The organism is Erythrobacter litoralis HTCC2594 (genome assembly GCF_000013005.1).
GTDB lineage: Bacteria > Pseudomonadota > Alphaproteobacteria > Sphingomonadales > Sphingomonadaceae > Parerythrobacter > Parerythrobacter litoralis_A.
The window spans coordinates 2,990,021-3,013,031 of record NC_007722.1 but is presented as its reverse complement, the minus strand read 5'-3'; the positions used below and the strand labels follow the sequence as shown (position 1 = coordinate 3,013,031).

Below are 23,011 nucleotides of genomic sequence, written 5' to 3'. Positions count from 1 at the left end.
GTTCAAGATGATCAAAATTACGTTCGTGGCTAGCGATGGTGAGCGACGGGAGGTCGAAATAGAAGAAGGCGAGACAGCCAGGGAAGCGGCGCTATACAATGACGTGCCGGGTATCGATGGCGATTGCGGAGGGGTATGTGCTTGCGCGACCTGTCATGTGCATGTCGATCCCGAATGGATCGACAAGGTGGGTCGGCTTATGCATGATGGAATGGAGGCCGACCTCTTGCAGTTCGCCGAAGGCACCACTGAATACAGTCGCCTTGCCTGCCAGATTCCGATGAAGCCGATGCTGGATGGATTGGTTCTTCACCTACCCGAACAACAATACTGACGGAGGGATTTTCGTCCCCGTAGCCTACATTCTTATCTGTCTTTCCTCGATTCTTTGAGAAAACGCCCATGGCCACACAAATTGAGCCCGCAACCCAGACCGACGAAAACGCCTTCCGCGCGGAAGTGCAGCAGTTTCTGGCGGACAATTTTCCCGCCGAACTCAAGGGCCAGTCCAACGCACTAGCCGGCGTGGACGGCCCCACCAACGAAACGCCGGCGCAGACCAAGTGGCGCGAAGCCGTGGGCGCGCGCGGCTGGGGCACCCCCACCTGGCCGAAGGAATACGGCGGCGGCGGCCTCACCAAGGCGCAGGCGAAGATCATCGACCAAGAATTCGCCAAGGCGGGTGCCTACAACCCGATCGGCGGCATGGGCGTCATGATGTTCGGCCCGACGCTGCTCGAATACGGCAACGAGGCACAGAAGCAGGAGCATATTCCGCCGATCTGCCGCGGCGAAATCCGCTGGTGCCAGGGCTATTCGGAACCCAATGCCGGCTCTGACCTCGCGAACCTCCAGACCTTTGCCGAGGACAAGGGGGACCACTACCTTGTCAACGGCCAGAAGACCTGGACCAGCGGCGGCCAATGGGCCGACAAGTGCTTTGCAATTGTACGAACCGACAAGAGCGACAAGCACAAGGGCATCAGCTTCATGCTGATCGACATGGACACGCCCGGCGTCGAAGTCCGCCCGATCACCATGATCAGCGGGACCAGCCCGTTCTGCGAAACCTTTTTCACCGACGTGAAGGTCCCGAAGGAAAACCTCGTCGGCGAGGAAGGCCAGGGCTGGACCATCGGCAAGCGCCTTCTGCAGCACGAGCGCACCAACATCTCGGGCGGCGGCAGCCTCGCCCGTCTCATGGGCCAGAGCCTTGGCGATATCGCCAAGAAGTACCAGCCGACGGGCGCCGACGGCGAACTCGCCGATGCGGTGCTGCGCGACAAGATCGCTGATTTCGAGATCCGCTGGAACAGCTTCCTGCTCACTGCGCGCCGCGCGATGGAGGAAAGCAAGGCAGCTGGCGGCGTCTCCGAAATCAGCTCTGTGCTCAAGAAGCTCGGCACCAAGCTGAGCCAGGAACGCAGCGAATTGCTGATCGAAATCCGCGGGTTGCAGGGCCTCGGCTGGGAAGGCGACAGCTTCACCGACAGCGAGCTGGAAGCCGTGCGCGGCTGGCTCTTCGGCAAGGCCACGACGATCTACGGCGGCTCGACCGAAATCCAGAACAACATCATTTCCAAGCGTGTCCTTGGCATGCTGGATCACCAGTAAGAGAGGGGAGCTCGAACAATGGCAGTTCTCAACGAAGAACAGGAAATGCTGCGCGACATGGCGCGCGACTGGGCCACCAACGAAAGCCCGGTGACCGAGTTCCGCAAGGTCCGCGCAAGCGGCGAGCCCCACGCTTACGACAAGGATGCCTATGCCACGATGGCCGAGATGGGCTGGGCCGGGGTCATCATCCCGGAAGACCACGGCGGTTCGGATTTCGGCTTCATGTCGGCTGGTCTCGTGGTCGAGGAACTCGGCAAGACGCTGACCGCCAGCCCGCTGGCCGCCACGACCATCGCGGCCAGCGCAATCGTGCTGGGCGGCAGCGAGGAGCAGAAGGCCAAGTGGCTGCCCAGGCTTGCCAGCGGCGAGACGGTGGCAACGCTGGCGGTCGACGAGGGCGCACATCACGATCCGAGCACGATCGAGACGAGCGTCTCGGGCGGCAAGTTGACCGGCAAGAAGGCCTTCGTCCACGAAGCGCATGGTGCGGACCTGTTCGTGGTCGCCGCGAAAGACGGGCTCTATCTCGTCGAGAAAAGTGATGGCGTTTCGCTCACCACGCGCAAGCTCACCGATCAGCGCAGCCATGCCGACGTGAGTTTCGACGGTGCGGCGGCGGACAAGCTCGCTGGTGGCGGCGACAGCCTGCTCGACGATGTGCTCGACCGGGCACGCGTGCTGACCGCAGCCGAAATGCTCGGAATGGCGCAGCAGGTCTTCGACACCACGCTCGATTATCTGAAGCAGCGCGTGCAGTTCAACCAGGTGCTCGCCACCTTCCAGGCACTGCAGCACCGCATGGCCGACCTCTTCGCCGATCTCGCCCAGATGCGCAGCGCGGTCGAGGCAGGCCTGCAGGCGGTCGATGGCGGCTTCGGGGTCGCGCGTGCGGCAACCATCGCCAAAGCGGAGGCCAACCGCGTCATGCACAAAATGGCGAACGAGGGCATCCAGCTGCATGGCGGTATCGGCATGACCGACGAATACGACGTCGGCTTCTACCTCAAGCGCGCCCGCGTGCTCGAAGCGAGCTTCGGCTCGTCGGGATATCTCAAGGACCGCTTCGCGAAGCTGTCGAGTTACTAGAGACCTTCATGTAGAGACCTGCATGGCATTTTTGCCACATGCTGGTCGAAAATGCGGAATAATCTGTCAACCCAACCCGCACGTCTTGAAATGAATCGCGCTTGTCGGCATCGGGTCCTGACACCGTGAAGTGCTCAGGATGGGGCACATTCGTAGAGGAGAGAGACATGAAAAGAATTCCATCACGCCACCATTGCGCCCTTGGTGCATTGGCAGTGGCACTGGCCTTCACGCCGACCGCCGTCTTCGCCCAGGATATTGGCGAACCTGATGCGGATCTGGTTGAAGGTGCCGATGTCGAAGACCAGAACGTAATCATCGTTACCGCGCAAGGGCGATCGCAGGTCCTGGCGGATGTTCCGGTTGCCGTGTCGGCTGTTTCCGGAGAAACCCTCCAGAATTCGGGCGCCAGCGACATTCGTGAACTGAACCAGGTTGCACCGTCCCTCCTTGTATCTTCCACCGGCAACGAAGCTAACGGTTCCGCGCGTATTCGCGGTATCGGCACGGTCGGCGACAACCCTGGTCTGGAAAGTTCGGTCGCGGTTTTCGTCGATGGAGTCTATCGCTCTCGTTCGGGAAGCGCCCTGAGTGAGCTCGGCCCTATCGACAGGGTCGAGATACTTCGCGGTCCCCAAGGTACTTTGGGCGGGCGGAACTCATCAGCAGGCCTGATCAATATCTATACCGCACCGCCCGAGTTCGATTTCAGCGCGTATGGGGCCTTCACTTATGGCAACTATGATGCGATCCGCGTCGAAGGCGGCATAAACGCTCCGCTTGGCGACAGAGTAGCTGCGCGCGTGGACGGCGTGTATTTCGAGCGCGACGGCTTCTACAACGATGTTACCAACGGCGGGACGATCAACAATCGCGATCGTTATCTGGTCCGCGGTCAGCTCCTGTTCGAACCCAACGACGACCTGTCCATTCGCCTTGTCGGGGATTATTCCAAAAAGGACGAAGCGTGCTGCGCTGCGACGTTCGTCCAACCTGAGTTTGCGCCGCTTGCACGGGTCAGCGCCGGGCTTGATCCGTTTACGCGGCCATCGGGCGGGCCTGCGCTGACGAGTACCGACAATCCGATCATTCCGATCTTGCTTGCGCTTGGGCAGGATTCGCGTGCCCTCACCCAGGACACATTCAACCGCGATCTGTATCCTACTCCGGGCAGGAGCTACGAAGGGGAAACAGAAGACTACGGTATTTCCGGGGAATTGAATTGGGACTTCGGGAACGTAACTTTGACGTCCATCACCGGTTATCGTGAATATGCCAACAGTCAGGGATCGGACACCGATTACACCACGGTCGACATTCTCTACCGTGCTCCGACCGAGGATGCGCTTGCTCGAGAATTCGAAACATTCACTCAGGAACTGCGCCTGAGTGGCGAGGCCTTCAACGGGAAACTCGATTGGTTGATTGGCGCGTATTACGCCAATGAAAAACTGCAGGTGCGTGACAATCTGCGGTTCGGCACCCAGTACGGCAATTTCGTAGCGTGCCGCATCGCTATCGCGATCAACCCGGCTTTGGTCAATCCGGGGGCATCGAACTGCCTCGGTGCCAATGTGGCTGCACTGGACGGCACGCTGACAGGAACCCCGGCATTCGGCGCTGCAACCCCAGCGGTCCTCGCAGGTATCAATAATCTGGCCAGCATAAGCGATCTTGGAGGCACCCGCGAAGTCTACAACCAGAAGAGCGAAAACTTCGCGTTGTTCACGCATAATATCTTCGCCATCACAGATACGCTCGATTTGACGCTGGGGCTTCGCTATACAAACGAAACCAAGGACTTCGACGCGACTTTCGGCAATGACAACACGGTTTGTCCGACAAACCGCAATTTGCTTGGCGGATTCTTGGGTGTTCCGACTTTGGCGCCTCTGGCCGGTGGCATCATCGCTCTTTCCTGCCAGGGCAATTCGACTGCGGAACTGGATGGAGTTTCTCTCGAAGACTCGCGTGATGAAGAGGAGTTTACCGGTACGGCCATCCTGAGCTGGAAGCCTACGCCCGATCTGCTAGTCTACGGTTCGTATTCACGCGGCTACAAGGCGGGCGGTTTCAACCTCGACAGGTCTGCGCTGTCAAATCCGCTTGCGTTCGATCCGGCCAATATCTCCGCAGCCGCGCTGCAGTTCGATGAAGAAACAGTCAATGCATATGAGATCGGCCTGAAATACTCGGGGCGCGAGTTCGGGGTTAGCATTGCAGGCTTCCGGCAAGAGTTCAGCAATTTCCAATTGAACACCTTCAATGGGGCGTTCTACATCGTGCAGACTGTCAATAGTTGCGATAGCGATCTCGGCGGGGCCGACACGGACGCAAGCGCGACAACCGGAGCATGCTCTTCCGACGAAGTTGCACCAGGTGTGATCGCTCAAGGTGTCGAGATCGAAACCTATCTACGACCCGCTCGTGATTTGGATATTACCCTTGGCGTCACCTATTCGGATACGAGCTTTGAAGACAATCTTATCGGGGACGATACCGGGGCACCGCTCGACCCCGCACTACGCTTGCTGCCAGGCGACAACCTGTCGAATGCACCAGAGATCGTGGCAACATCGTCGCTTACGTGGACGCCGCCAATCGGCGACAGTGGGCTCGAAGGCCTGGTCTTCGTGAACGCTCGTATGGCTGGTGATTACAACACCGGCTCCGACCTGCTCTTCGGCAAGGAACAGGACAGCTTCGTCGTAGTGAACGGGCGTGTGGGTCTGACCAATATTGCGGATCGCTTCGCGATCGAGGGATGGGTCAATAATTTGTTTGACGTTGGGTATACGCAGGTGGCCTTCAACACGCCTTTCGTGGCTCCGCAACAAACGTTCTCCGCTTTTCTTGCGGAACCGCGGACTTACGGCATCACCGTGCGCGGCAAGTTTTAAACTTACTCGCTAATTGCAAGAGGGTTCGGCGCTTCGCTGTGTCGAGCCCTCTTTTTCGAACTTTTATTTGCTCACGACTAGGTGGCGTCCGAACAAAAGTTCCGTGTGCTCAATATCGTCGATGATGTGATAGGGAGAGGCCGGCAGCGGTGTTCGCTGCATGAATCCCTCTTCGCTGGGCTACCAGCCGCCGGCCCCACAAACAATCTTGCCTCGTCCTGCCATGCTGCCTTACGCTGCGCTCCAGGCCGCCCAGCAGGGCGACCCCAACCGCCGGAACTCTAACTTAACCGGTGGACCACCCTGATGGGGCAGGTCAGGTGGAAGACTACAACCGAGAGAGACCGCCCTCATCCCTTGGCTACGCGACATCGGCGGCGTTCGCCGCCGAACTAGATAAGCAATGGCCTGCTTCGCCACGCCCTACGGGCTCCGCTGCGCAGCCCATTGCTTCAACCGCGCTCATACGCATCAACGCAGCTCGGCTCTAATCCCGGCTGGGGGGAAGATCAGGGGGTCACGTCACTCATTGGAAGGCGGCTATCGCGACGCAATTCGCTCTGAAAGTCGTGGGACTATTTTGCAGGTCTTCGAGGAACAGACCTGCTAATTTTCGCCCTGCAGTTAGTTCCATTAGGATAACGCTGTTAGCATACGTAGGCACCGCGGCCGCTAGCCAAAAGGTTGCCAGTAGGACCGTATACACGTGTTTCAGCGACCGAGATATTTTTACCGATCTTGATTATTTTGCCCGATGCTACGAGTGGTCCCGAGGTTGCCGGGCGGTGGTAGTCGACCCTCAGATCGGCGGTCGCCTTGGCCCCTGTACCTTGCGACAATAAGGTGTAGAGCCCGGTTAAATCGATCAGAGAGGCGAGCACGCCGCCATGCGCTGAACCGATTGCCGGGTTTGACACGATCTCGTCGCGCCAAGGCATCTCCAGTTCAAGCTGCTCGTTCGAGCATGACCGTAAAGTGAGGCCAAGCCACCGGTGAAACGGGGCAATCTGCAGGATCTCTTCGAGGCGCTTAGGATCGATCCTTGTCAGATTATCGGTCATGTAACGGCTCCCTGCGGACTGTGATTACGCTTGAGAAAATCGAGTATCGCTGCCGAAAAGGCATCGTTGGCATCGCCAACCACCATATGTGTTGCCTCTGCGATGTCGGTGTATTCAGCGTGTGGAACAAGTTCGAGCAATTGCGCGACCGCGTCTTCGGAAACCAGATCGCTCGATCCGCCGCGAATAATATGCAATGGCAGCGAAAGCCTGCTGGCTGCATCGTTCAGCGCATCAAACTGGCGTTCCTGATGAGCCGGATCGCTTCGCTTGGCTAGTGTGATGTTGCGGATAAAGGCCGGATCCCAATGCCAGTAGTAGCGGCCGTCTTCCTTCTCTCGCAGATAGCGCCGTAAGCCCTTGCCGGCTCCGCGCTTGCGGCGATGTGGCATGTAGCGCGCGATGACCTCTGCCGCTTCGTCCGGTGAAGAGAAACCGGTCTCCACGTGCTCCTCCATAAAGCCGACTACGCGCATAACGCCCCCCGTCTCCATACGCGGCGCGATGTCGACGAGAGTGAGCGACGCGAAGCGGCCCGGCGCAAGGTGTCCTTCGGCGATCAGTCCGGCCAACCCGCCAAGGGAGGCCCCGACGAGCGCTGGCTTGCGGTCCATTTTTGAAGCGATCGCAACGAGATCTGAAGCGAAGTCGCGCGTTTCGTAAGCGCCCTCGGCAGACCATTCGCTGTCGCCATGACCGCGCATATCAATTGCGATCGGACGAAATCCCGCATTGGCGAGATCGGCTGTGACACGTTTCCATGCGTGACGGGTCTGGCCGCCCCCATGCGCGAGCAAGACCGGTAAAGCATCGGCATTTCCGGTCGCTTCGGCTGCTATGGAGATGCCACCATCTCCCCCGATATGGAAAGTTTGCGACTGCATACCGCAACCTCATATTGTAAATCGATTTACAGTAAACGGCTTTATTTCCTGATCCGCTATGGTAGGTTGCCCTAGATGGCTGCCATGACGGGCTATGACGCGGATACAAAGGGGGGCAAGTTCCCTCACCGATACCGATCGGCTGTTCTTTCTTATGGAGGAAGTGACCCGGCGTTTGCGCAGGACCGCCGATTCTTCGGTTGAACAATTCGGGCTCACGCGGACGCAATGGAGTATATTGGCTTATCTTTCGGAGCCCAGGCATGACCCAGACAGAGCTGGCTCGGGAACTGAAGCTAGAGCGCGCTAGCATCGGCCAGACTATTGATCGCCTGGAAGAACTTGAGCTGGTGGAAAGACGCAGGCGCGAAGAACGACAGGCGCGTTTGGCGGGTTCATTTACGCCCTGCCGCAATCGAGCTACTTCCCAAGATGCGAGTAGAAGCTGATGCAATGTATGCTCGCTTGCTCGGGGGGATCCGTTTTGGGGAACTGGAGCGCTTACGCGGATCGCTGGCTAGGATGCATGACAATCTGGGCAGCGAGCCATAATCACTCGAAATCGAGCCCATGCCCCGCGTTCACGCCCGCGTTTGCCCTTCAGGGGGTCTGATGCTCAGATGAGGGACGCCGAGCGCATGCGATCATAACATCCCGGCAGTCGTGGCAGGCGAGGTGGCCGGAGCCCCCGCACTCACCCAGCGCCGTTCGGTTCCTTATCAGCTTGAGCGACCATCGGATTCAGTTTCTGCTGTAGCGTGAAATCAGCGAGTGTTTGCATGGCGGCACTGCTAGCGAATATGGTTGACGCTGAGCTTGAACACGCCAGGCATGCGCGAGCCTTCCAAGATAGCGCTATGGATAAGCATATGCCGAAAGATGAGATACGTGATTACGCCCCCAACGAAAAGGATGACATCCTTTATTTGCTAGAAGAGGTGAACAGGACCGCTCGGCGGACCTTCGACGCTCTGATCGTGGGGCTCGACCTCAATCAAACACAATGGCGGATCATCGCGTCCTTGTTGCGAGAACCTACGCTAACACAGACCGAGATTTCTCGCCTGCTCGAGCTTGAATCGGCGACGATAGGACAGGCTGTCGCAGTTTTGGTTGAAAAAGGTTTGATCGAGCGAGAGCGGGCGGCGCACGATCGAAGGGTTTGGAACCTCCACCTCACCGAGCAAGTAAGAACCATCTGGCCGGAACTGCGCGAAGCGGCTGATCGACTCCACGAAATTCTCTGGAAGGGAATGTCTGCGCCTCAAATCGACCTCCTGCGTACGATGCTTCGAAAAGTTGCGGAGAATCAGAAGCAGGCTGACACTTGCGAAGAAAGCCGATGAAGCATGATCTGGAAAACAGTGTCGGTGAACTGACGCGGCTAGCAGAACTCGGTCAGATTTTCGCCCGGCACGGTCTGAAAAATCTCGGAAGCTTGCTTGGCTTTATGCCGGTTTCGGAGAATGAGCCAGATACCGAGGACTTGCGTCCTGCATCGGTGGTGGCGCTGTTGCGCGATGTCGGCCCTGTCGGAATAAAGCTTGGCCAGCTCCTGGCGACCAGAAGCGATCTGTTTACACAACCCTGGATTTCCGCGTTCGGCACTCTCCACGACCAGGTGGAACCGCTGCCGTTCGATAAGATCGAACCGGTGATTGTATCGGCTTGGGGCAGCGACTGGGAACGTGAATTCGCCGCTTTCGAGAGAAACCCGATCGCCTCAGCCTCTATCGCGCAGACTTATGTCGCAACCCTGCTGGACGGAAGCGAGACTATCGTGAAAATCCGCCGACCCGGCATGGCGTCCAGGATCGAGGCGGACATGAGGCTGTTGACACGGCTCGCGGGCCTCGCCGAGCGTCGGTCAAGCGACATTGCTCGCTATCGACCCGTGGAATTCCTTCAGACATTCGCCAAGAATTTAGCGCGGGAGATGGACCTGGCGGCAGAAGCACGTGCCTGTGAAAGGATTGGCGGTTATCTGGAGATGCTTGGGGTGAAGACGCCCGCGATCCACTGGGAACTCACAGGCTTGACGATCAATGTGCAGGAAGCCCTGGGCGGAAAGCCCGCGTCGCGGCACCCGGCAACTGATCCGGCAGGGAATGCCCAGTTCGCGAAGCGCTATGCCGATGCAGTGCTACGGATGATCCTTCTCAATGGAGAGTTTCATGGCGACCCGCATCCCGGCAACGTCTTCTGGATGGAAGGGAACCAGGTAGGCTTCATCGATTTCGGCTCGGTCGGCTTTCTCAGCGGCGCGCGGCGTCAGGAAATCGTCCGACTGATTTTCGCTATCGCGAACGGACAGATAGACAAGGTGGCCGATCTGCTGCTCGACTGGGCAGGCAATCCACTCGTGGATCGCGCGCAATTGGTGATGGACCTGGATGAGCTGATCGCGGAATTTAGCGGCACAGCTCTTGCCGGGATAGAATTCGCGGCAATTTTCGATCGGGTTTTCGGATTGTTGCGCGATTATCGCCTCGTATTGCCGCCCGACCTCGCTATTTTGCTGCGCACCCTGCTGACCGCAGAGGGCTTCGTTCGCTCTTTGGCGCCGGACTACAATATCGCCGAAGAAACGAAGCCGATCGTGATGCAATTGTTTGCCGAGCGATTTTCGATCGGAGCCGCGCGGGATCATTTGGCCAAGGTCCGCAGTGGCCTGCTTGATTTCTCGGCATCGCTGCCCGAGCTAATCGATAACGTTGCCTCGGTCGCTCGATCAGGTACGATTCAGGTATCCATCGACCCAGCCAGTCTGAACCATCTGACGCGGGAAGAGGACCGCAGCACCCCCGTCAAGGGTCCGGTGGTGGCAGCGTTGATCATCTCTGCCGCATTGCTGGCCGACCAATCGTTGTTACTGGCAGGAATTGTTCTGGCTTTCGCGGGAATAGCACTCATTCCTAGATGGAACTGATAAGACCACACACAATGAACGCTTAGACCACGGCCGCCCGGCACCGATATTGGCTACATCAAGGGAGAAGAGTGGAAATGACCGAACAGAAACCTGCCGAAGCGGTGCCTGCCGCCACCATGCTGCTGACCTGCCCCATCAGGGTGGTCCACCGGTTAAGTTAGAGTTCCGGCGGTTGGGGTCGCCCTGCTGGGCGGCCTGGAGCGCAGCGTAAGGCAGCATGGCAGGACGAGGCAAGATCGTTTGTGGGGCCGGCGGCTGGTAGCCCAGCGAAGAGTGTGGCCGGACGGTGTTGTAGTGGATACGCCAGCGCTCGATCAGGATGATTGCCTCCTTCAGAGTGTAGAAGATCTCCCCGTTGAGAAGCTCATCCCTGAGCTTGCCGTTGAAGGATTCGTTGTAGCCATTCTCCCATGGTGATCCGGGTTCGATGTAGAGAGTCTTCACACCAATCCGCCAGAGCCAGTCGCGCACGGCATGAGAAGTGAACTCAGCGCCATTATCGCTACGGATGTGATCAGGCGGACCATGGCGTTGGAACAGCTCGGTCAGCACGGCCAGGACATCATCGCTCTTGAGCTTGCGCTGGACATGGATCGCCAGGCACTGGCGGCTGTACTCGTCGATCACGGTAAGCATGCGGAAGGCCTTGCCGTCATGGGTGCGATCCATGACGAAGTCGTAGCTCCACACATGGCCACTATATTGCGGACGCAGCCTCACGCATGATCCATCGTTGAACCACAGACGCCCGCGCTTTGGCTGTCTCTGCGGAACCTTGAGCCCTTCACGGCGCCAGATCCGCTCGACCCGCTTGGCGTTCACCAACCAACTTTCATTGCGCAGCAGCGCCGTGATCCGGCGATAGCCGTAGCGACCATATTGCTGGGCCAGCCGGATGATTGCAGCTGTCAGCGGCTTCTCGTCGGCTGGTGGTGCGGGCAGCTTGCGCTGGGTCGAGCGGTGCTGGGCAACGACCCGGCAGGCACGGCGCTGGCAGATATCCAATGCCTCCTGCACATGGTCGATGGCCAGCCGACGCCGTGAAGGGCTCAGTACTTTCCCTCGACAACCTCCTTCAGGATCAGCGCATCGAGCGTAAGATCAGACACCGCCTTCCTGAGCCGCTGGTTCTCCTTCTTGAGATCCTTCAATCGCCGAGCCTGGCTGACCTTCAGCCCACCGTACTCGCGTCGCCAGCGATAGTAACTCTGCTCCGAAATCCCCAGCGATCGGCTGATCTCCCCGATCTTCTCTCCGTGCGAGAGCCGAACTTCGGCCTCACGCAGTATCCCGATAATCTGTTCCGGCGTGTATCTCTTCCGTGCCATTCATCAGCCCCTATCAAGCCGTAAATAGCCGAAATCCTAACTCTCAAAACGGACCACTTTTCGGGGGGAAGGTCACCTCTGGCCGATGGGAAGGACGCTGACAGGCTGGAAACCGCAGTTGGGCGGTTGGGGCTTGATCGACCTTAGAAACGCGCAATCGGTCGATCCGTTTTCCCTGGCCTCAGATGAACTCATTGAGGTTACCGACTGGGAACTACTTGATTTTGCAGTTCAAGTTGTCAAGCAATGGCTCCAAAGGAAGGGTTTCGAGATCATGTCCACTCACTCAAATCCCAACGTCGATCCGAACATCTGATTTGTCGGAGACAATGGACCCGAGTGGGTAATCGTACGAGCAGCGCGATATCCAGAAAAGGTGGCTCAGATCCCGAGCAACGTAGAGGCCATCGCTAAGCAATGCGAAGCTCTCAGTCACTTGGGGAATTTCGCATCTTTTGGCTTTGCGTTGGCGGAAAACGTTGAAAGGCCCATCTGGCGGGGACACGCTGCCGATGTCCAATTCGAAGGCATTAAGCCGATCTGATCCGGAAGCTCTCATTGCTCCACGCAGGTGTGCGATCTCTTGAAGAATCATGCGGCCATATTCGTGCTCGGCGGTCGCTTTTGGGGTGTAATATAGCCGCCGCTCTGCGCCAAAACACCAGACGTCCAGACCGGTAACGGCGTGGGCTGTAGACTGGAGTTCGTTCGACCTGAGGCCGGTCGGATTACGACTTCTTACCAGTCGTCGAAACTTTGAATTTTGCTCAGATTGGAAACCTCATTCAAGTGCGTTTCCAAGTGATGGCGTTCCTCATCCCAAACCGCAAACAGATGTTCTGCGCCAGAATTCTCAATGTTGTTTAATTCGAAATCGTACACATCGAGAAACAATTGCTCGTAGTACTTAAAGAGACGATTCTCCATGCTGGTGAATGTCACGTATAGCTGGGCATTCTTCGGCCATTTTTTTGACGTGGCTATCAACGCGAAGCTCAGCAAACCCTTTCCCGACATACACGCATAACATCGTGTAATTGCCATGGTCGTCGCAGGCGTCATAGTCTACCCACAGGTGATAGAGGCCTGTCTGACCACGGAGGAATTTAAGATAGAGCTTGTACGTTATGTTCCCAATACGAAGTTCGTCGTCGACCGGCAGTTCCGCACAAAATGCGCTCTCGTTCACCAACTCATGGGCAGAAATTGGCTGGCTTAGTTCTAAGAGCGCTATTTGATCGAACGCATCGTACTCTTGATTTTGACACGGGAAATCTTGTTCGATGCACTTTGTCATGATCGGCTCGACCTACTCAATATTGTATGTTCCTTAATAGGCGCCGGTGGCTTCCGAAATCAGCTCGGTTCTTGCAGCGACGAGCGCTCCCAATACTCGAGGGTATCGGGCCGACTGCTTCGATCCGGCGACCGCGCAAAGGATGCCTTTGACTGCCCCTGTCGATGGCACGTCCGCCTCCAACCAGTCAGCTCCAGACCAATAAGCGGTCACTTCAGGCGGTCCGAAATCCAGGCCTCCACTTCGTCTTCTGCCCATGCGACCGCATATCCACCCAGCTGCACGGGCTTCGGAAACTTGCCCTCGGCCATCCAGCGATAGATTGTCGAACGGCCAAGCCCGACGCGATGCTGAACTTCGGGCAGGCGAATGAGCCGCGTCACCCGCCGGGTTTCGGTCGCTCCTTTGTCTATCTCTTCACCCACGATGGCCTCCCTCGGCACCGGCAAAGACATCGCCAAGCAGCGCATCCTTGCGTTCGAGCTCGTCGATGTGGTCGGAGAGCAAGCGGGCGACGCGGTGCGCGGTCCCCTTGGCCCAGCGCGGCTTCACATCGTGAACCTGGTTGCCCAAGACACGCTCGAGCGCTGAAGGCAGTTCGCCGGAAAAGTCCTCGAAGAATTGCGCGAGGTCCGATTGCAGCCACGCAATCGCGTGATCGCCGCCGCTGACGAGGAACAGGAGCAGGTGTGCGTGCGGCGCGACGCCGCTCGCGGCAAGAATGCGCAAGGCTTCGCCGAGGCTGGCCGAGCGTTCGCCCGCAAGAACACGGCGCAGGGCATCCTTATGGATCTGCGCGTCGCGAGCGATGTCGCAGCGGGCACGGCCGCTGGCTTCGACGGCGGCCAAAAGCAGCCGGGCGAGGTCGGCGCGAACCTGTTGTTCGGCAAAGAGCGCCATGTTGGTCATCGACGAATCCTTATCTCCAGAGTGATCGACTCTCCGGCTAACCGCGAAGGAAGCCTGTAGGAAAACAAAAAGAACATTTAGAGAACATAGAGGAAGGAACGATCAGCTTCCTCCGACGATTCGCGCGAATTTCGGTCGCCTGCGCGCATATCGCGGCTCTCTTCGCTCAGATGCCGGCACAGTCAGCGCTGTTGCGCGATCAGCCTGCGCGAATCCCGTGCATCGCACCTCCCGATGTCGCTTTTTGCTTGGTCGAAAGCCCCAAAATCCAATTCCCGATTTCCTACAGCCCGGCTCCGGGGAGAGGAAAGAACATACAGCGAACGCATCGCTGGCTGATGTTCAATCCTCGGAGTTTCCATCCATGACCACCAAGACTGCCCTTCCGGTCCAGCAGCGCTCGCCCAACGGGGCTCGCGGCCGCGACTACATTCTTCCCGCCTGCGTGGCGCTGGCCTGCGCCGGTGCCGCCTTTGCCGGGGCCGATACCACCTTCGATCCCGCGTTGACCAAGTTCACCGACTTCCTCGAAGGCTCGGGCGGCAAGATCATCACCGTGCTCAGCCTCGCTGCGGGCCTAATCGGGCTTGCCTCGGGGCGCTTTTCGCTCGGCCAGATCGCCGTGCCGGTGGGCGTCGGGATCGGCGTCGGCACCGGCGTGCCGATCGTCACCTCGGTCGTGACCGCGGTCATCTGACCCCGAACCCGGTCACAACAGGAGGGCGGCATCATGGCCGACAGGTATCTTGTTCCACGGCGGCTCGACGATCCGGAGCTAATCGGCTTCTGGACCATCGACGAGTTTGCAGGGATTCTCATCCCCTTCGCCTGGGGCATTCTCGCGCAGCACATTTTCATCGGTATCGGCCTGGCCGCCGGAGCCTGGCTTGCCTTGCGGAAGGCAAAGGCTCGCGGTGCCGGATCGGCGCTGGTGCACGCTGCGTACTGGTATCTGCCCGGGAGTTTCCTGGGGCTGAAAGCCACGCCGCCCTCCCATTGCCGCCTGCTGGCGGGCTGAGTGAGGGAAACCATGCAAGCAGAATTTGCTCACGAACAGGCGCAGACTTTTTTGCGCCAGCGCAACCGCTTTGCCGTGTTGGCAGGCGTTCTTGGCCTGACCACGCTGGTTAGCCTCGGCGCAGCCGTGACAGGCGACGAGAAAGTCGTTCTGGTGCCGATTACATCCGAACGGATAACCGTCTCAAGCGGCGGTGTCGACGCGCCCTATCTCGAGCTTGTCACCCGCGACACGGCGCTGATGTTCCTTAACCGGGCACCCGAAAGCCTCGACTACTGGATGGCCAACATCCTGAAGCTTGCCGACCCCGCTTCACATGGCGTGCTCAAGGCGGACCTCGTGAAGATCGTCGAGGAACAGCGCGGCTCCGACATATCCCAAGCCTTCGTGATCGCCCAAATCCACGTCGATCCCAAGGCTCTGACGTCAACGGTCGAAGGCACGCTCAAGACTTTCGTCGGCGCGCAGGTGATCGCGAGCCAACGTCGCGCCTTCCGTTTCCGCTGGTCGCAGCGCGGCCTCAGCCTCGCTCTCGCCGGCTTCGAACAACTTCCTACTGACAAAGAGGAACCCGGGCAATGAGCCTTCTCCCATCTCCCCTGGCCGCTGCGCTTGTCGGAACCGGCCTTGGCTGTTTCGCGATTGGCGCCACACGACGTCCCGATCCCGGGCTCAAGCTAAGCGGTCTTGCCGTTATTGCTTTCGCACTTGCGCCTGTTCCGGCGCATGCTGACCAGTTCGTCGAGGCGGCCGACAACGCAACGATCGACTGCGAGCTGGCCCGCGGTGAGCTCACCCGGATCGCGCTCATCGATGATGGCTTCGCCAATGTCTCAAAGATCGCAAGCGGCTTTCCCTACAACGACTTCCAGGTGACGCATGAGCCGGTGCGCGGAGACATCTATATCTCCGTGCCCCCGCAGTTCGCAGCGGCGCGCGTCAGCTTCTTTGCAACCAGCAAGGCAGGCTATGTCTACAAGTTCGCCTGCCGCCTCGGCGGTCAGGAGGCGACCCAGCTCTTCATCACCAATCCCGCGCTTGCCAAAAGCGAGGCGGCAGAATGGGAGGCCGAAACCGGCCCCGAAGACGCCGCAATCCGCCTGATCGAAGCGATGGCAACAGATGCCGTCCTCCCCGGCTTCACCGCCCGCGCCGAACTTTCCGCTCCGCGCCGTAGCGGCGGGATCGAGGTCCAGCTGGTCGCCGAATACCAGGGCGATGAACTTACCGGACAGCGCTTCCTCGTGCGCAACCTCGGGCAGGAAAGCCTTGCGCTTGGCTCCGAGCGCGAAGGTCCCGCAGGTGCGCTCGCCTTTGCCTATGGCCGCGATGCACTCGCTCCCGGTGAAGCGACCAGTGCCTTCCTTGTCTTTGCCAGGGGAGGGCTCGACTGATGGCCGAGGCAACACAGAAGGACACCGAAAAGAGGCCGCTGCCGGGCTCGCCGGAAGCGCGCGAGAGCGGACGGCGCAACCTCAATTCGCAGATCGCGCAGCGCCAGAAGATGCTGCTCGCCGGGATCGGAGCCATCGCGCTCATCGGCGGCGGGATGTTCATCTTCGGCGGCGATGGCGACGAGGGCGGCAGTGATGCCAATGGTGCGGCGACAATCGACACCGGCGGCCTCGTCAATCGCAACCTCTCGCAGCGCGAGTTCGTCGCGAGCTACGGTAACCGGCTCGATGCACAGGGCCGCGCGATCAAGGATCTGCAGCAAACGCAGTTGCCACGCCCCGAGATCGAACAGGAACTCGAAGCCCTGCGCAGCGAAAACGCGCAGATGCGCTCCGACGGTCAGGCAGCGATCGACGCGATCTCGGCTGAGAACGCCAATCTGCGTTCACAGCTGAGCGAAGCCGCGAAGGCACCTGCAACCGCTCCACCCTTGCCGCCGCCACCGGCATATGGCCCCGGCGTCGGCACCCGCAGAGCTGCCCAGCCACCACAAGGAGCGCCGGAAACGCAGGGCGGGCAGCTCAGCCTGATGAGTTTCGGCGCGGAGACGGGCAAGGACGGCAAGCCGCGCGCGGCAGAGACTGCGCCAGCTTTGCTGCTCGAAGCGAGCCGCGATTACCTGCCGCCCAACAGCTACGCACCGGCAACGGTCATCGTGGGCGTCGACGCCTCGACCGGCGTTGCCAGCCAGAGCGATCCGCTTCCCGTGGTGCTCCGGATCACCGGACCGGCCCGCTCGGTCATGCGCGGCAACAAGCTGCTCACAACCGACATTACCGGCTGCCTCGTCAATGGCGCGGCGCGCGGCGATCTCTCGGCCGAGAAGGTGTACGTCAAGCTGGTGCGCATGACCTGCGCGCAGCCCGGTGGCCGCTTCGCCGTGAGCGAGGTCAAGGGGTTCATCTCCTTTGCCGGAAGGTCGGGTGTGCGTGGCCGCGTGGTCAGCCGCGAAGGCAGCCTTGTCAGCCAGGCACTGCTGGCCGGGATCGTTGGCGGCTTCGGACGCGGCTTTTCCGCCAACGCCAACGGTATCTTTGCAGGACAGGTGGGCAGCGACGGCCAGCGCGAAGCGCTCTCTCCAACCGACATTCTTGCAGGCGGCTTCGGCCAGGGAGCCGGCGAAGCCGCCGACACGGTCTCCCGCTACCTCATTGAACGCGCAGAACAATATCAACCAGTCGTCGAGATGCCGACCGGCATCGAAGTCGAAATCGTCTTTCTCGACGGCGTCCATGTCAGGAGCTCTTCTAAATGAACTACAATGATCACCGGCCGGGCCTGAAGGCCCGCGCCGCCCACCTTGCGCTTGCCTGCTCGGGTGCCGCTGCATTGCTGACACTCGGGGTCTCGGCTGTCACCGCCATTCCTGCATCGGCTTCATCTCTGGCTGGCGATGTCGCGCAGGCGTTGAAACTGCGGCTGCCTAAGACCCCGATCGATACCATCGACTGCGACAGGCTCGGCCCCTGGTGCGAAGTTGTCTCGAACGACACGCTTTTCTACATCGATGAGACCGCGCGCTACCTGTTCGTCGGCCGTCTCTACGACATGGAGGAGCGGCGCGATGTCACCGCTGCGCGGCTCCTCGAACTCAATCCCGACCTGCTTGCCGCCGGTGCGCCGCGCGCCGGAGGCGAGGCCCAAGGTGGCCCGAACAAAACCCCGACAAAAGCGGCCACTACGCGGGTCGATCTCTCCACCCTCCCTGAAGACGGTGCGATCCACTGGGGCAACCCGAAGGGCGAAAAGTTTGTGGTCTTCTCGGATTTCCAGTGCGGCTATTGCCAGCGCCTTGCAGGCGAACTCGCCAAGGCCAAGGTGCATGTCGAAGAGCGACCGATTTCGATCTTCGGTGCAGCGAGCCGGAAGCTTTCCGAAGCCGTGATCTGCGCTAAGGATCCAGCAAAGGCGCTGCATGCGGCCTATGCCGGACAAGCTCCGGCGAACGGCAAAAGTTGCAGCCGAGCCAAGGCGCTCGATGCCAACGAGGCCTTTGCAAAGGCAAACGGTTTCAATGGCACGCCGGTGATCGTGCGCGCCCGCGACGGAGCCGTTCTCCATGGCTACCGCGATGCCGCGACAATCCGCCGCTTCGCGGCCGGGGCGAAGGGAAGCGGACAATGAGCCGGCCCCCGATCCTTCGAACAACCGCTCTGCCAGCAGCGCTGCTTTTGGCGAGCGGATGCACCAGCTTCGGGACCAATGTGAACGGCAATTTTGCCTGCCGCGCGCCCGATGGAACCTGCGCGCCCACTTCGATGATCGATGCCGGGGCAACCGGCATCGACCGAGGCGACGTCAAACACGTGCACCGCCCTGTGCCGCAAACAGACGAAGCCGTTCGCCGCCTGCAGGTCGTCATCGCGGCCTACCGCGACGAAGCAGGCCGTGACCACGAAGCGCGGGTTGTGCACGTGACGCTGCCTGAAGCTGTCGGAACGGGCCGGCGCGCACCGCAAGGGCGGAGGGATATCCTTCGCTCGCTGGGCGCGAACATCGCTGCAACCCGCGAAGAGATCACCGCACCTCAAAACAATCACGACGAACCATTGCCGGAACAGCTGTTTATCCCCCTGCAGCCCGTTCCGGCGATGCCCGGCGCCAACGCGCCGGAACCCGGGGGACCCGGCTCGTTTGTCCCTCCCCGCGAGCCGGTCCCCCATCCTGACAAATATGAAGGAGAAAGCCAGTGACCCTATCCCTGGCCACAGCGCGCGACGCTCTATCGCGCAGGCTCTTTGCCGATACGGCACGTGCCGAAAGCGAACGCGCTCATTTCGGGCTCGATATGCTTTCAGACTGGCTCCCTTATCGGGTCTATGATGAAGGCGCGAAGCTCTACCGCAACGCGCGCTCGAAAGGCTTCGTCCTCGAAGTGACCCCGCTGATCGGAGCTGACGAACAGACCGGCGAGATCCTCGGGCAGTTCTTTTCCGAAGGGCTACCGCAAGGCGCCTGCCTCCAGATCCTGAACTTCGCATCGCCGCGCATCGGCAATGTCGTCGCTCCCTGGTTCGCTCCGCGCTACGAGCAGGGCGGGATCTACGAAGCGATCGCGAGGGCGCGGACGAAGCGTCTCTATGATCTCGTCTGGAATTCAGGTTCAGCGCATGCGCCTTTCCATGCCCGCAATGTCCGCGTGATCGTCTCGCTCGGCGTGCCGGTCCCCGGCAGCGTGACCGACGCCGAGCTCTCTGAATGCCGCGAAGGCCTCATCGGCATGCTGCATTCGCTTGGGGCTCAGGCACAGGAACTGCGCCCGAACGGGCTCCTCGCGCTGATCGATGAACTGACCGCGCCTACCACTGCGCACGAGCCGGACACGCACAGCTGGAATCCGCACGACACCCTCGATACCCAAGCGATCCGGCGCGACATCGAACTCGAGGTCGAGTACGATCGCATGATCCTCAGGACCGAGCGGTTCCGCGAGACGGGGCGCGATGAGCAGGGTCACCCGGAAGTCGGCGAATGCTACCCCGACCATTTCGACGTGCGCCATTATGCCGTGCGCTCGACACCCGAACGCTGGGCACCATGGGAATGCGCAAGGCTTATCGGCGACATGTTTGCCGACAAGCTGCGCTTCCCTTGTCCCACGGCCACCATGCTGTGCCTCGTCTATCCCGACCAGGAAGCCGCCTCGGCGCGCGCGGGCTTCAAGTTCATGCGCACAACCAGCCTAAGCCAGACCAAGAGCGCGAGTTTCCTTCCCAAACTGGCCGAGCAGTCGGCAGAATGGCGCCATGTCCAGGCCGAGCTCCAGGCGGGCAAGAAGCTCGTCAAACTGTTCTACGGGCTGACCAGCATTTCGCCGCTCGGCGAAGGCGATGCGCATGAGCGGGTAATCAAGGCCATCTACAAGGCAGCAGGCTGGGACCTGGCGGACGAGCGCTTCCTTCAGCTACAGGGGCTTGTCGCAGCGTTCCCCTTGAGCCTTGCCGACGGGCTGGCCCACGACATGGCGCGCCTTAAGCGCCTCAAAACCATGCTCTCGACCACGGCGGCGCATATCGCGCCGATGCAGGGCGAGTATCTCGGCGGCGCTATCCCGCATCTCCTGCTTGTCGGCCGACGTGGCCAGCCCTTCTGGTGGTCTCCCTTCGAGAATGGCGCGGGCAATCATAATATCGCGATCTGCGGCAAATCAGGGTCGGGCAAATCCGTGCTGTTGCAGGAGCTTTGCGCCGCCTTGCGCGGCGCGGGCGCCAAGGTCGTGGTAATCGACGACGGGCGTAGCTTCGAGCATTCAGTCAAACTGCAGGGCGGTCGGTTCGTCGAGTTCACGCTTGCTTCCGGCTTCTCGCTCAATCCCTTTTCGATGGTCGATGATGCCCGCGCCCATGAGGATGAAGACTACCGGCTCGACTGTTTCGCGATGATCAAGGCCATGATCGGCCAGATGGCGCGGCCAAGCTCCGCACCGAGCGATACCGAGCGCGGCTTGATCGACCAGGCCGTAACCGCAACCTGGGACGCGCTCGGCAGCGGCGCCTCGGTCGACGATGTTGCGCACGCGCTGCAAGGTTCGGAGAGCGAAGCAGGCCGCGATCTTGCGACCGCCATCGCGCCCTTTTGCCGCGGCGGCAGCTATGGCGGGTTCTTTTCGGGCAAGGCCAGCTTCGCGCTCGACGATGATTTCACCGTCTTCGAGATGAGCGATCTCGCAAGCCGCGAGGAGCTCCGAAGCGTGGTCCTCTCGGCGATCATGTTCATGACCGGCCAGGCGATGACGCGCTCATCGCGCGCCACCAAGAAGCTGCTGCTGATCGATGAAGCCTGGGCGATGCTCAAGGGCGGCTCGATGGGCGAGTTCGTCGAGAGCTATGCGCGCACCGCGCGCAAATATGGCGGCGCGCTCGCAACCGCCACGCAGTCCTTGAACGACTATTACAAGTCCGACGGCGCGCGGGCCGCGCTCGAAAACAGCGACTGGATGCTCGTGCTCCAGCAGAAGGCCGAGACCATAGCCGATTTTAGGGCGAACGCCCGGCTCGACATGGACGACCGAACCGAGACGCTGATCCGCAGTCTCAAGCGTTCGGGCACAGAGTACAGCGAGATCTTTATCAAGGGTCCTGAGACCGAAGCGGTCGGACGCCTCGTGCTCGATCCCTTCTCGGCAACGATCTATTCGTCCGATCCCGACACCTATGCCGCGATCCAGGATTATGAGCGGCGCGGGCACTCTCTCGCCGATGCGATCCGCATGGTCGCAGGAGACGGGCAGTGATGGTCTCGCATCTGGCTGACCGGACGCCACCGGCAAACCTCAAAGCCATCCTGCCCTTTCTGCAGGGAACCTGCTTCGTCCTGATCGAGACCGCGCGCTTCGCTGCGACCTCGCTTCTTATCGCGCTCGGTCTTCCGCTTGCCCTGTTCCTGTTTGTCGCTGGCTGGGACTTGCACGCGCTCTTCACCCAGCTCGGCAATCTCTCGGACCGCTATCTCGAAGCGGACGCTTTGCGCCGCAGCCTTTTCAGCTCGGATCTCCAGATTGGCTTCCTCGTCGCAGGCGGCGCGGTGACGCTCTTTCGCATGCCGCGCTTTCTGCAGCGGCTGATCGACGAGCTCGAGACCCACCCCGACAAGGAGCCGCCCCGTGACTGATACGAGAAAATTGCCGACCTTCAATCGCGCCTTGCTGCTCAAGATTGCTGGCGTGCTCGCCATCACAGGTGCACTGCTCTGGGCGGCCTGGGTCAGCCGCGAGCTGTCCGAGCCCCGTCAGAAAATCGTCACCGTCCGGCTTGCCGAGACGATCTCGACATTTGTGGACGCAGAAGCGCGCGACGGACGCGATCCCGAGGCGAGCCAAGCGCGCGTGCTCGCCTTTCTCAAGGCTTCCGAACGCGCCGTCAGGGAGATGGGCACCGATGGGCGCATTGTGCTGGTCGGAGAAGCGGTGCTCGCGGGCGGTGTTCCGGACGCGACCGATGAACTGCGCGTGCGGATCATCCGCCAGCTCGAACAGGAGGAAACGCCATGACAGGCCTCATCCAACCGCTCATCCAGACACTCAAACGCCCGCTTGTTCTTACCGCGCTGGTCCTGCTTCCCCTTGGATGGAGCGCCGTCGATGCCTTCGCCAAGGAACACGCCTTCCTCATCAATGCGAGCCCGAGCCTGCCCAACTGGGCCTTCTGGCTCGATAAGCATGCGCCAATCGAGCGCGGCAGCCTGATCTTTTTCGAGCCACCGAAGAGCAAGCTCATCGAAGCGCACTTCGGAGAAGGCGCGCAGCTCTTCGGCAAGCGGGTTCTCGGAGTGCCGGGCGATGTCGTGAGCCACCGAGGCCAGGAGGTCTTCATCAACGGTCAAAGGATTGCTGCGCGGCTCGAAGAAACCCGCCTCGGCATCCCATTGGGCAAAGGCCCCGAAGGCCCGATCCCGCAAGACTGCTTCTACACCGGGACCGACCATCCGCGCGGGTTCGACAGCCGCTACGCCGAGATCGGGTTCATCTGCCGCGGCCAGATCCTTGGCAGTGGGAGGGCGATCCTGTGAGAAAGCTACTCTTCCTC

Annotated in this window: 25 protein-coding genes and 1 pseudogene; 20 read left to right on the top strand and 6 right to left on the bottom strand. The window is 60.3% G+C overall.

What is annotated here, in order from left to right:
* The first annotated feature begins 7 nt into the window (after positions 1–7).
* From EL2594_RS14680 to EL2594_RS15420, 5 genes and pseudogenes are all read left to right on the top strand, one after another.
* Positions 8–334, top strand: a complete 327-nt coding sequence (locus EL2594_RS14680; protein WP_006834191.1) for a 2Fe-2S iron-sulfur cluster-binding protein — start codon at positions 8–10, stop codon at positions 332–334.
* Positions 335–402: 68 nt separating this feature from the next.
* Complete coding sequence (locus EL2594_RS14675; protein ID WP_011415893.1) at positions 403–1,614, top strand: acyl-CoA dehydrogenase family protein; 1,212 nt, start codon at positions 403–405, stop codon at positions 1,612–1,614.
* Between the two features lie 18 nt (positions 1,615–1,632).
* The gene (locus tag EL2594_RS14670; RefSeq protein ID WP_011415892.1) at positions 1,633–2,703 is read left to right on the top strand and encodes an acyl-CoA dehydrogenase family protein; all 1,071 of its coding nucleotides are present in this window, start codon (positions 1,633–1,635) and stop codon (positions 2,701–2,703) included.
* Between the two features lie 167 nt (positions 2,704–2,870).
* Positions 2,871–5,603 carry a TonB-dependent receptor gene (locus EL2594_RS14665; protein ID WP_049762517.1) on the top strand — a complete coding sequence of 911 codons (2,733 nt, stop codon included), beginning with the start codon at positions 2,871–2,873 and terminating at the stop codon, positions 5,601–5,603.
* A 311-nt stretch (positions 5,604–5,914) separates the two neighbouring features.
* Positions 5,915–6,094 (top strand): annotated as a pseudogene (locus EL2594_RS15420) (IS3 family transposase); the annotation flags it as partial.
* A 156-nt stretch (positions 6,095–6,250) separates the two neighbouring features.
* Here EL2594_RS15420 and EL2594_RS14660 read toward each other — a convergent pair.
* Both EL2594_RS14660 and EL2594_RS14655 read right to left on the bottom strand, forming a co-directional pair.
* A complete protein-coding gene (locus EL2594_RS14660) occupies positions 6,251–6,664 on the bottom strand; it encodes a hotdog fold thioesterase (RefSeq protein ID WP_006834195.1) in 414 nt (137 codons plus the stop codon).
* Positions 6,661–7,548, bottom strand: coding sequence for an alpha/beta fold hydrolase (locus EL2594_RS14655; protein ID WP_011415890.1), 888 nt, complete (start codon positions 7,546–7,548; stop codon positions 6,661–6,663). The genes EL2594_RS14660 and EL2594_RS14655 overlap by 4 nt, the downstream gene beginning before the upstream one ends.
* Positions 7,549–7,811: 263 nt before the next feature.
* On the opposite strand from EL2594_RS14655, the gene EL2594_RS15700 reads away from it, so the two are divergent.
* From EL2594_RS15700 to EL2594_RS14645, 3 genes are all read left to right on the top strand, one after another.
* Complete coding sequence (locus EL2594_RS15700; RefSeq protein ID WP_228135198.1) at positions 7,812–7,997, top strand: MarR family transcriptional regulator; 186 nt, start codon at positions 7,812–7,814, stop codon at positions 7,995–7,997.
* A gap of 330 nt (positions 7,998–8,327) precedes the next feature.
* A complete protein-coding gene (locus tag EL2594_RS14650) occupies positions 8,328–8,894 on the top strand; it encodes a MarR family winged helix-turn-helix transcriptional regulator (RefSeq protein WP_006834198.1) in 567 nt (188 codons plus the stop codon).
* Positions 8,891–10,477, top strand: coding sequence for an ABC1 kinase family protein (locus EL2594_RS14645; protein ID WP_006834199.1), 1,587 nt, complete (start codon positions 8,891–8,893; stop codon positions 10,475–10,477). The genes EL2594_RS14650 and EL2594_RS14645 overlap by 4 nt, the downstream gene beginning before the upstream one ends.
* Before the next feature lie 138 nt (positions 10,478–10,615).
* Here the strand turns inward: EL2594_RS14645 and EL2594_RS14640 are convergent.
* Positions 10,616–11,808, bottom strand: a protein-coding gene (locus EL2594_RS14640; RefSeq protein ID WP_369765956.1) for an IS3 family transposase whose coding sequence is annotated in 2 segments (ribosomal slippage) — positions 10,616–11,559 and positions 11,559–11,808 — 1,194 coding nt in all. Because the reading frame shifts where the segments join, the coding sequence is not laid out codon by codon here.
* A gap of 85 nt (positions 11,809–11,893) precedes the next feature.
* Here EL2594_RS14640 and EL2594_RS14630 point away from each other — a divergent pair.
* On the top strand, positions 11,894–12,124 hold the full coding sequence (locus EL2594_RS14630; RefSeq protein WP_006834202.1) for a hypothetical protein: 231 nt from the start codon (positions 11,894–11,896) through the stop codon (positions 12,122–12,124).
* A gap of 591 nt (positions 12,125–12,715) precedes the next feature.
* On the opposite strand, the gene EL2594_RS15550 is transcribed toward EL2594_RS14630, so the two are convergent.
* From EL2594_RS15550 to EL2594_RS14615, 3 genes are all read right to left on the bottom strand, one after another.
* Positions 12,716–13,105 (bottom strand): hypothetical protein, encoded by a 390-nt coding sequence (locus EL2594_RS15550; RefSeq protein WP_196793211.1) that lies wholly within the window; start codon positions 13,103–13,105, stop codon positions 12,716–12,718.
* Positions 13,106–13,314: 209 nt separating this feature from the next.
* Entirely contained in the window at positions 13,315–13,530 is a 216-nt protein-coding gene (locus EL2594_RS14620; protein ID WP_006834205.1) for a helix-turn-helix transcriptional regulator, read from the bottom strand.
* The gene (locus EL2594_RS14615) at positions 13,523–14,014 is read right to left on the bottom strand and encodes a hypothetical protein (protein WP_006834206.1); all 492 of its coding nucleotides are present in this window, start codon (positions 14,012–14,014) and stop codon (positions 13,523–13,525) included. Before EL2594_RS14615 ends, EL2594_RS14620 begins: the two co-directional genes overlap by 8 nt.
* A gap of 364 nt (positions 14,015–14,378) precedes the next feature.
* Between EL2594_RS14615 and EL2594_RS14610 the strand changes: the two genes are divergently transcribed.
* Genes EL2594_RS14610 through EL2594_RS14560 form a run of 11 tightly spaced genes read left to right on the top strand, consistent with a single transcriptional unit; the run spans position 14,379 to position 22,994 of the window.
* Positions 14,379–14,711 carry a hypothetical protein gene (locus EL2594_RS14610; protein WP_011415886.1) on the top strand — a complete coding sequence of 111 codons (333 nt, stop codon included), beginning with the start codon at positions 14,379–14,381 and terminating at the stop codon, positions 14,709–14,711.
* 33 nt (positions 14,712–14,744) lie between these two features.
* Entirely contained in the window at positions 14,745–15,032 is a 288-nt protein-coding gene (gene traL, locus EL2594_RS14605) for a type IV conjugative transfer system protein TraL (RefSeq protein WP_011415885.1), read from the top strand.
* A gap of 12 nt (positions 15,033–15,044) precedes the next feature.
* On the top strand, positions 15,045–15,614 hold the full coding sequence (locus EL2594_RS14600; RefSeq protein WP_011415884.1) for a type IV conjugative transfer system protein TraE: 570 nt from the start codon (positions 15,045–15,047) through the stop codon (positions 15,612–15,614).
* Entirely contained in the window at positions 15,611–16,426 is an 816-nt protein-coding gene (locus EL2594_RS14595; RefSeq protein ID WP_011415883.1) for a type-F conjugative transfer system secretin TraK, read from the top strand. Before EL2594_RS14600 ends, EL2594_RS14595 begins: the two co-directional genes overlap by 4 nt.
* The gene (locus EL2594_RS14590) at positions 16,426–17,742 is read left to right on the top strand and encodes a TraB/VirB10 family protein (RefSeq protein ID WP_011415882.1); all 1,317 of its coding nucleotides are present in this window, start codon (positions 16,426–16,428) and stop codon (positions 17,740–17,742) included. Before EL2594_RS14595 ends, EL2594_RS14590 begins: the two co-directional genes overlap by 1 nt.
* Complete coding sequence (locus tag EL2594_RS14585) at positions 17,739–18,611, top strand: DsbC family protein (RefSeq protein ID WP_011415881.1); 873 nt, start codon at positions 17,739–17,741, stop codon at positions 18,609–18,611. The genes EL2594_RS14590 and EL2594_RS14585 overlap by 4 nt, the downstream gene beginning before the upstream one ends.
* Positions 18,608–19,180, top strand: coding sequence for a hypothetical protein (locus EL2594_RS14580; protein ID WP_011415880.1), 573 nt, complete (start codon positions 18,608–18,610; stop codon positions 19,178–19,180). Before EL2594_RS14585 ends, EL2594_RS14580 begins: the two co-directional genes overlap by 4 nt.
* Positions 19,177–21,720, top strand: a complete 2,544-nt coding sequence (gene traC, locus EL2594_RS14575) for a type IV secretion system protein TraC (protein ID WP_011415879.1) — start codon at positions 19,177–19,179, stop codon at positions 21,718–21,720. The genes EL2594_RS14580 and traC overlap by 4 nt, the downstream gene beginning before the upstream one ends.
* On the top strand, positions 21,720–22,097 hold the full coding sequence (locus EL2594_RS14570) for a hypothetical protein (RefSeq protein ID WP_011415878.1): 378 nt from the start codon (positions 21,720–21,722) through the stop codon (positions 22,095–22,097). Before traC ends, EL2594_RS14570 begins: the two co-directional genes overlap by 1 nt.
* A complete protein-coding gene (locus tag EL2594_RS14565) occupies positions 22,090–22,476 on the top strand; it encodes a type-F conjugative transfer system protein TrbI (protein ID WP_233994288.1) in 387 nt (128 codons plus the stop codon). Before EL2594_RS14570 ends, EL2594_RS14565 begins: the two co-directional genes overlap by 8 nt.
* Entirely contained in the window at positions 22,473–22,994 is a 522-nt protein-coding gene (locus tag EL2594_RS14560) for a S26 family signal peptidase (RefSeq protein WP_011415876.1), read from the top strand. The genes EL2594_RS14565 and EL2594_RS14560 overlap by 4 nt, the downstream gene beginning before the upstream one ends.
* Positions 22,995–23,011: the final 17 nt, after the last annotated feature.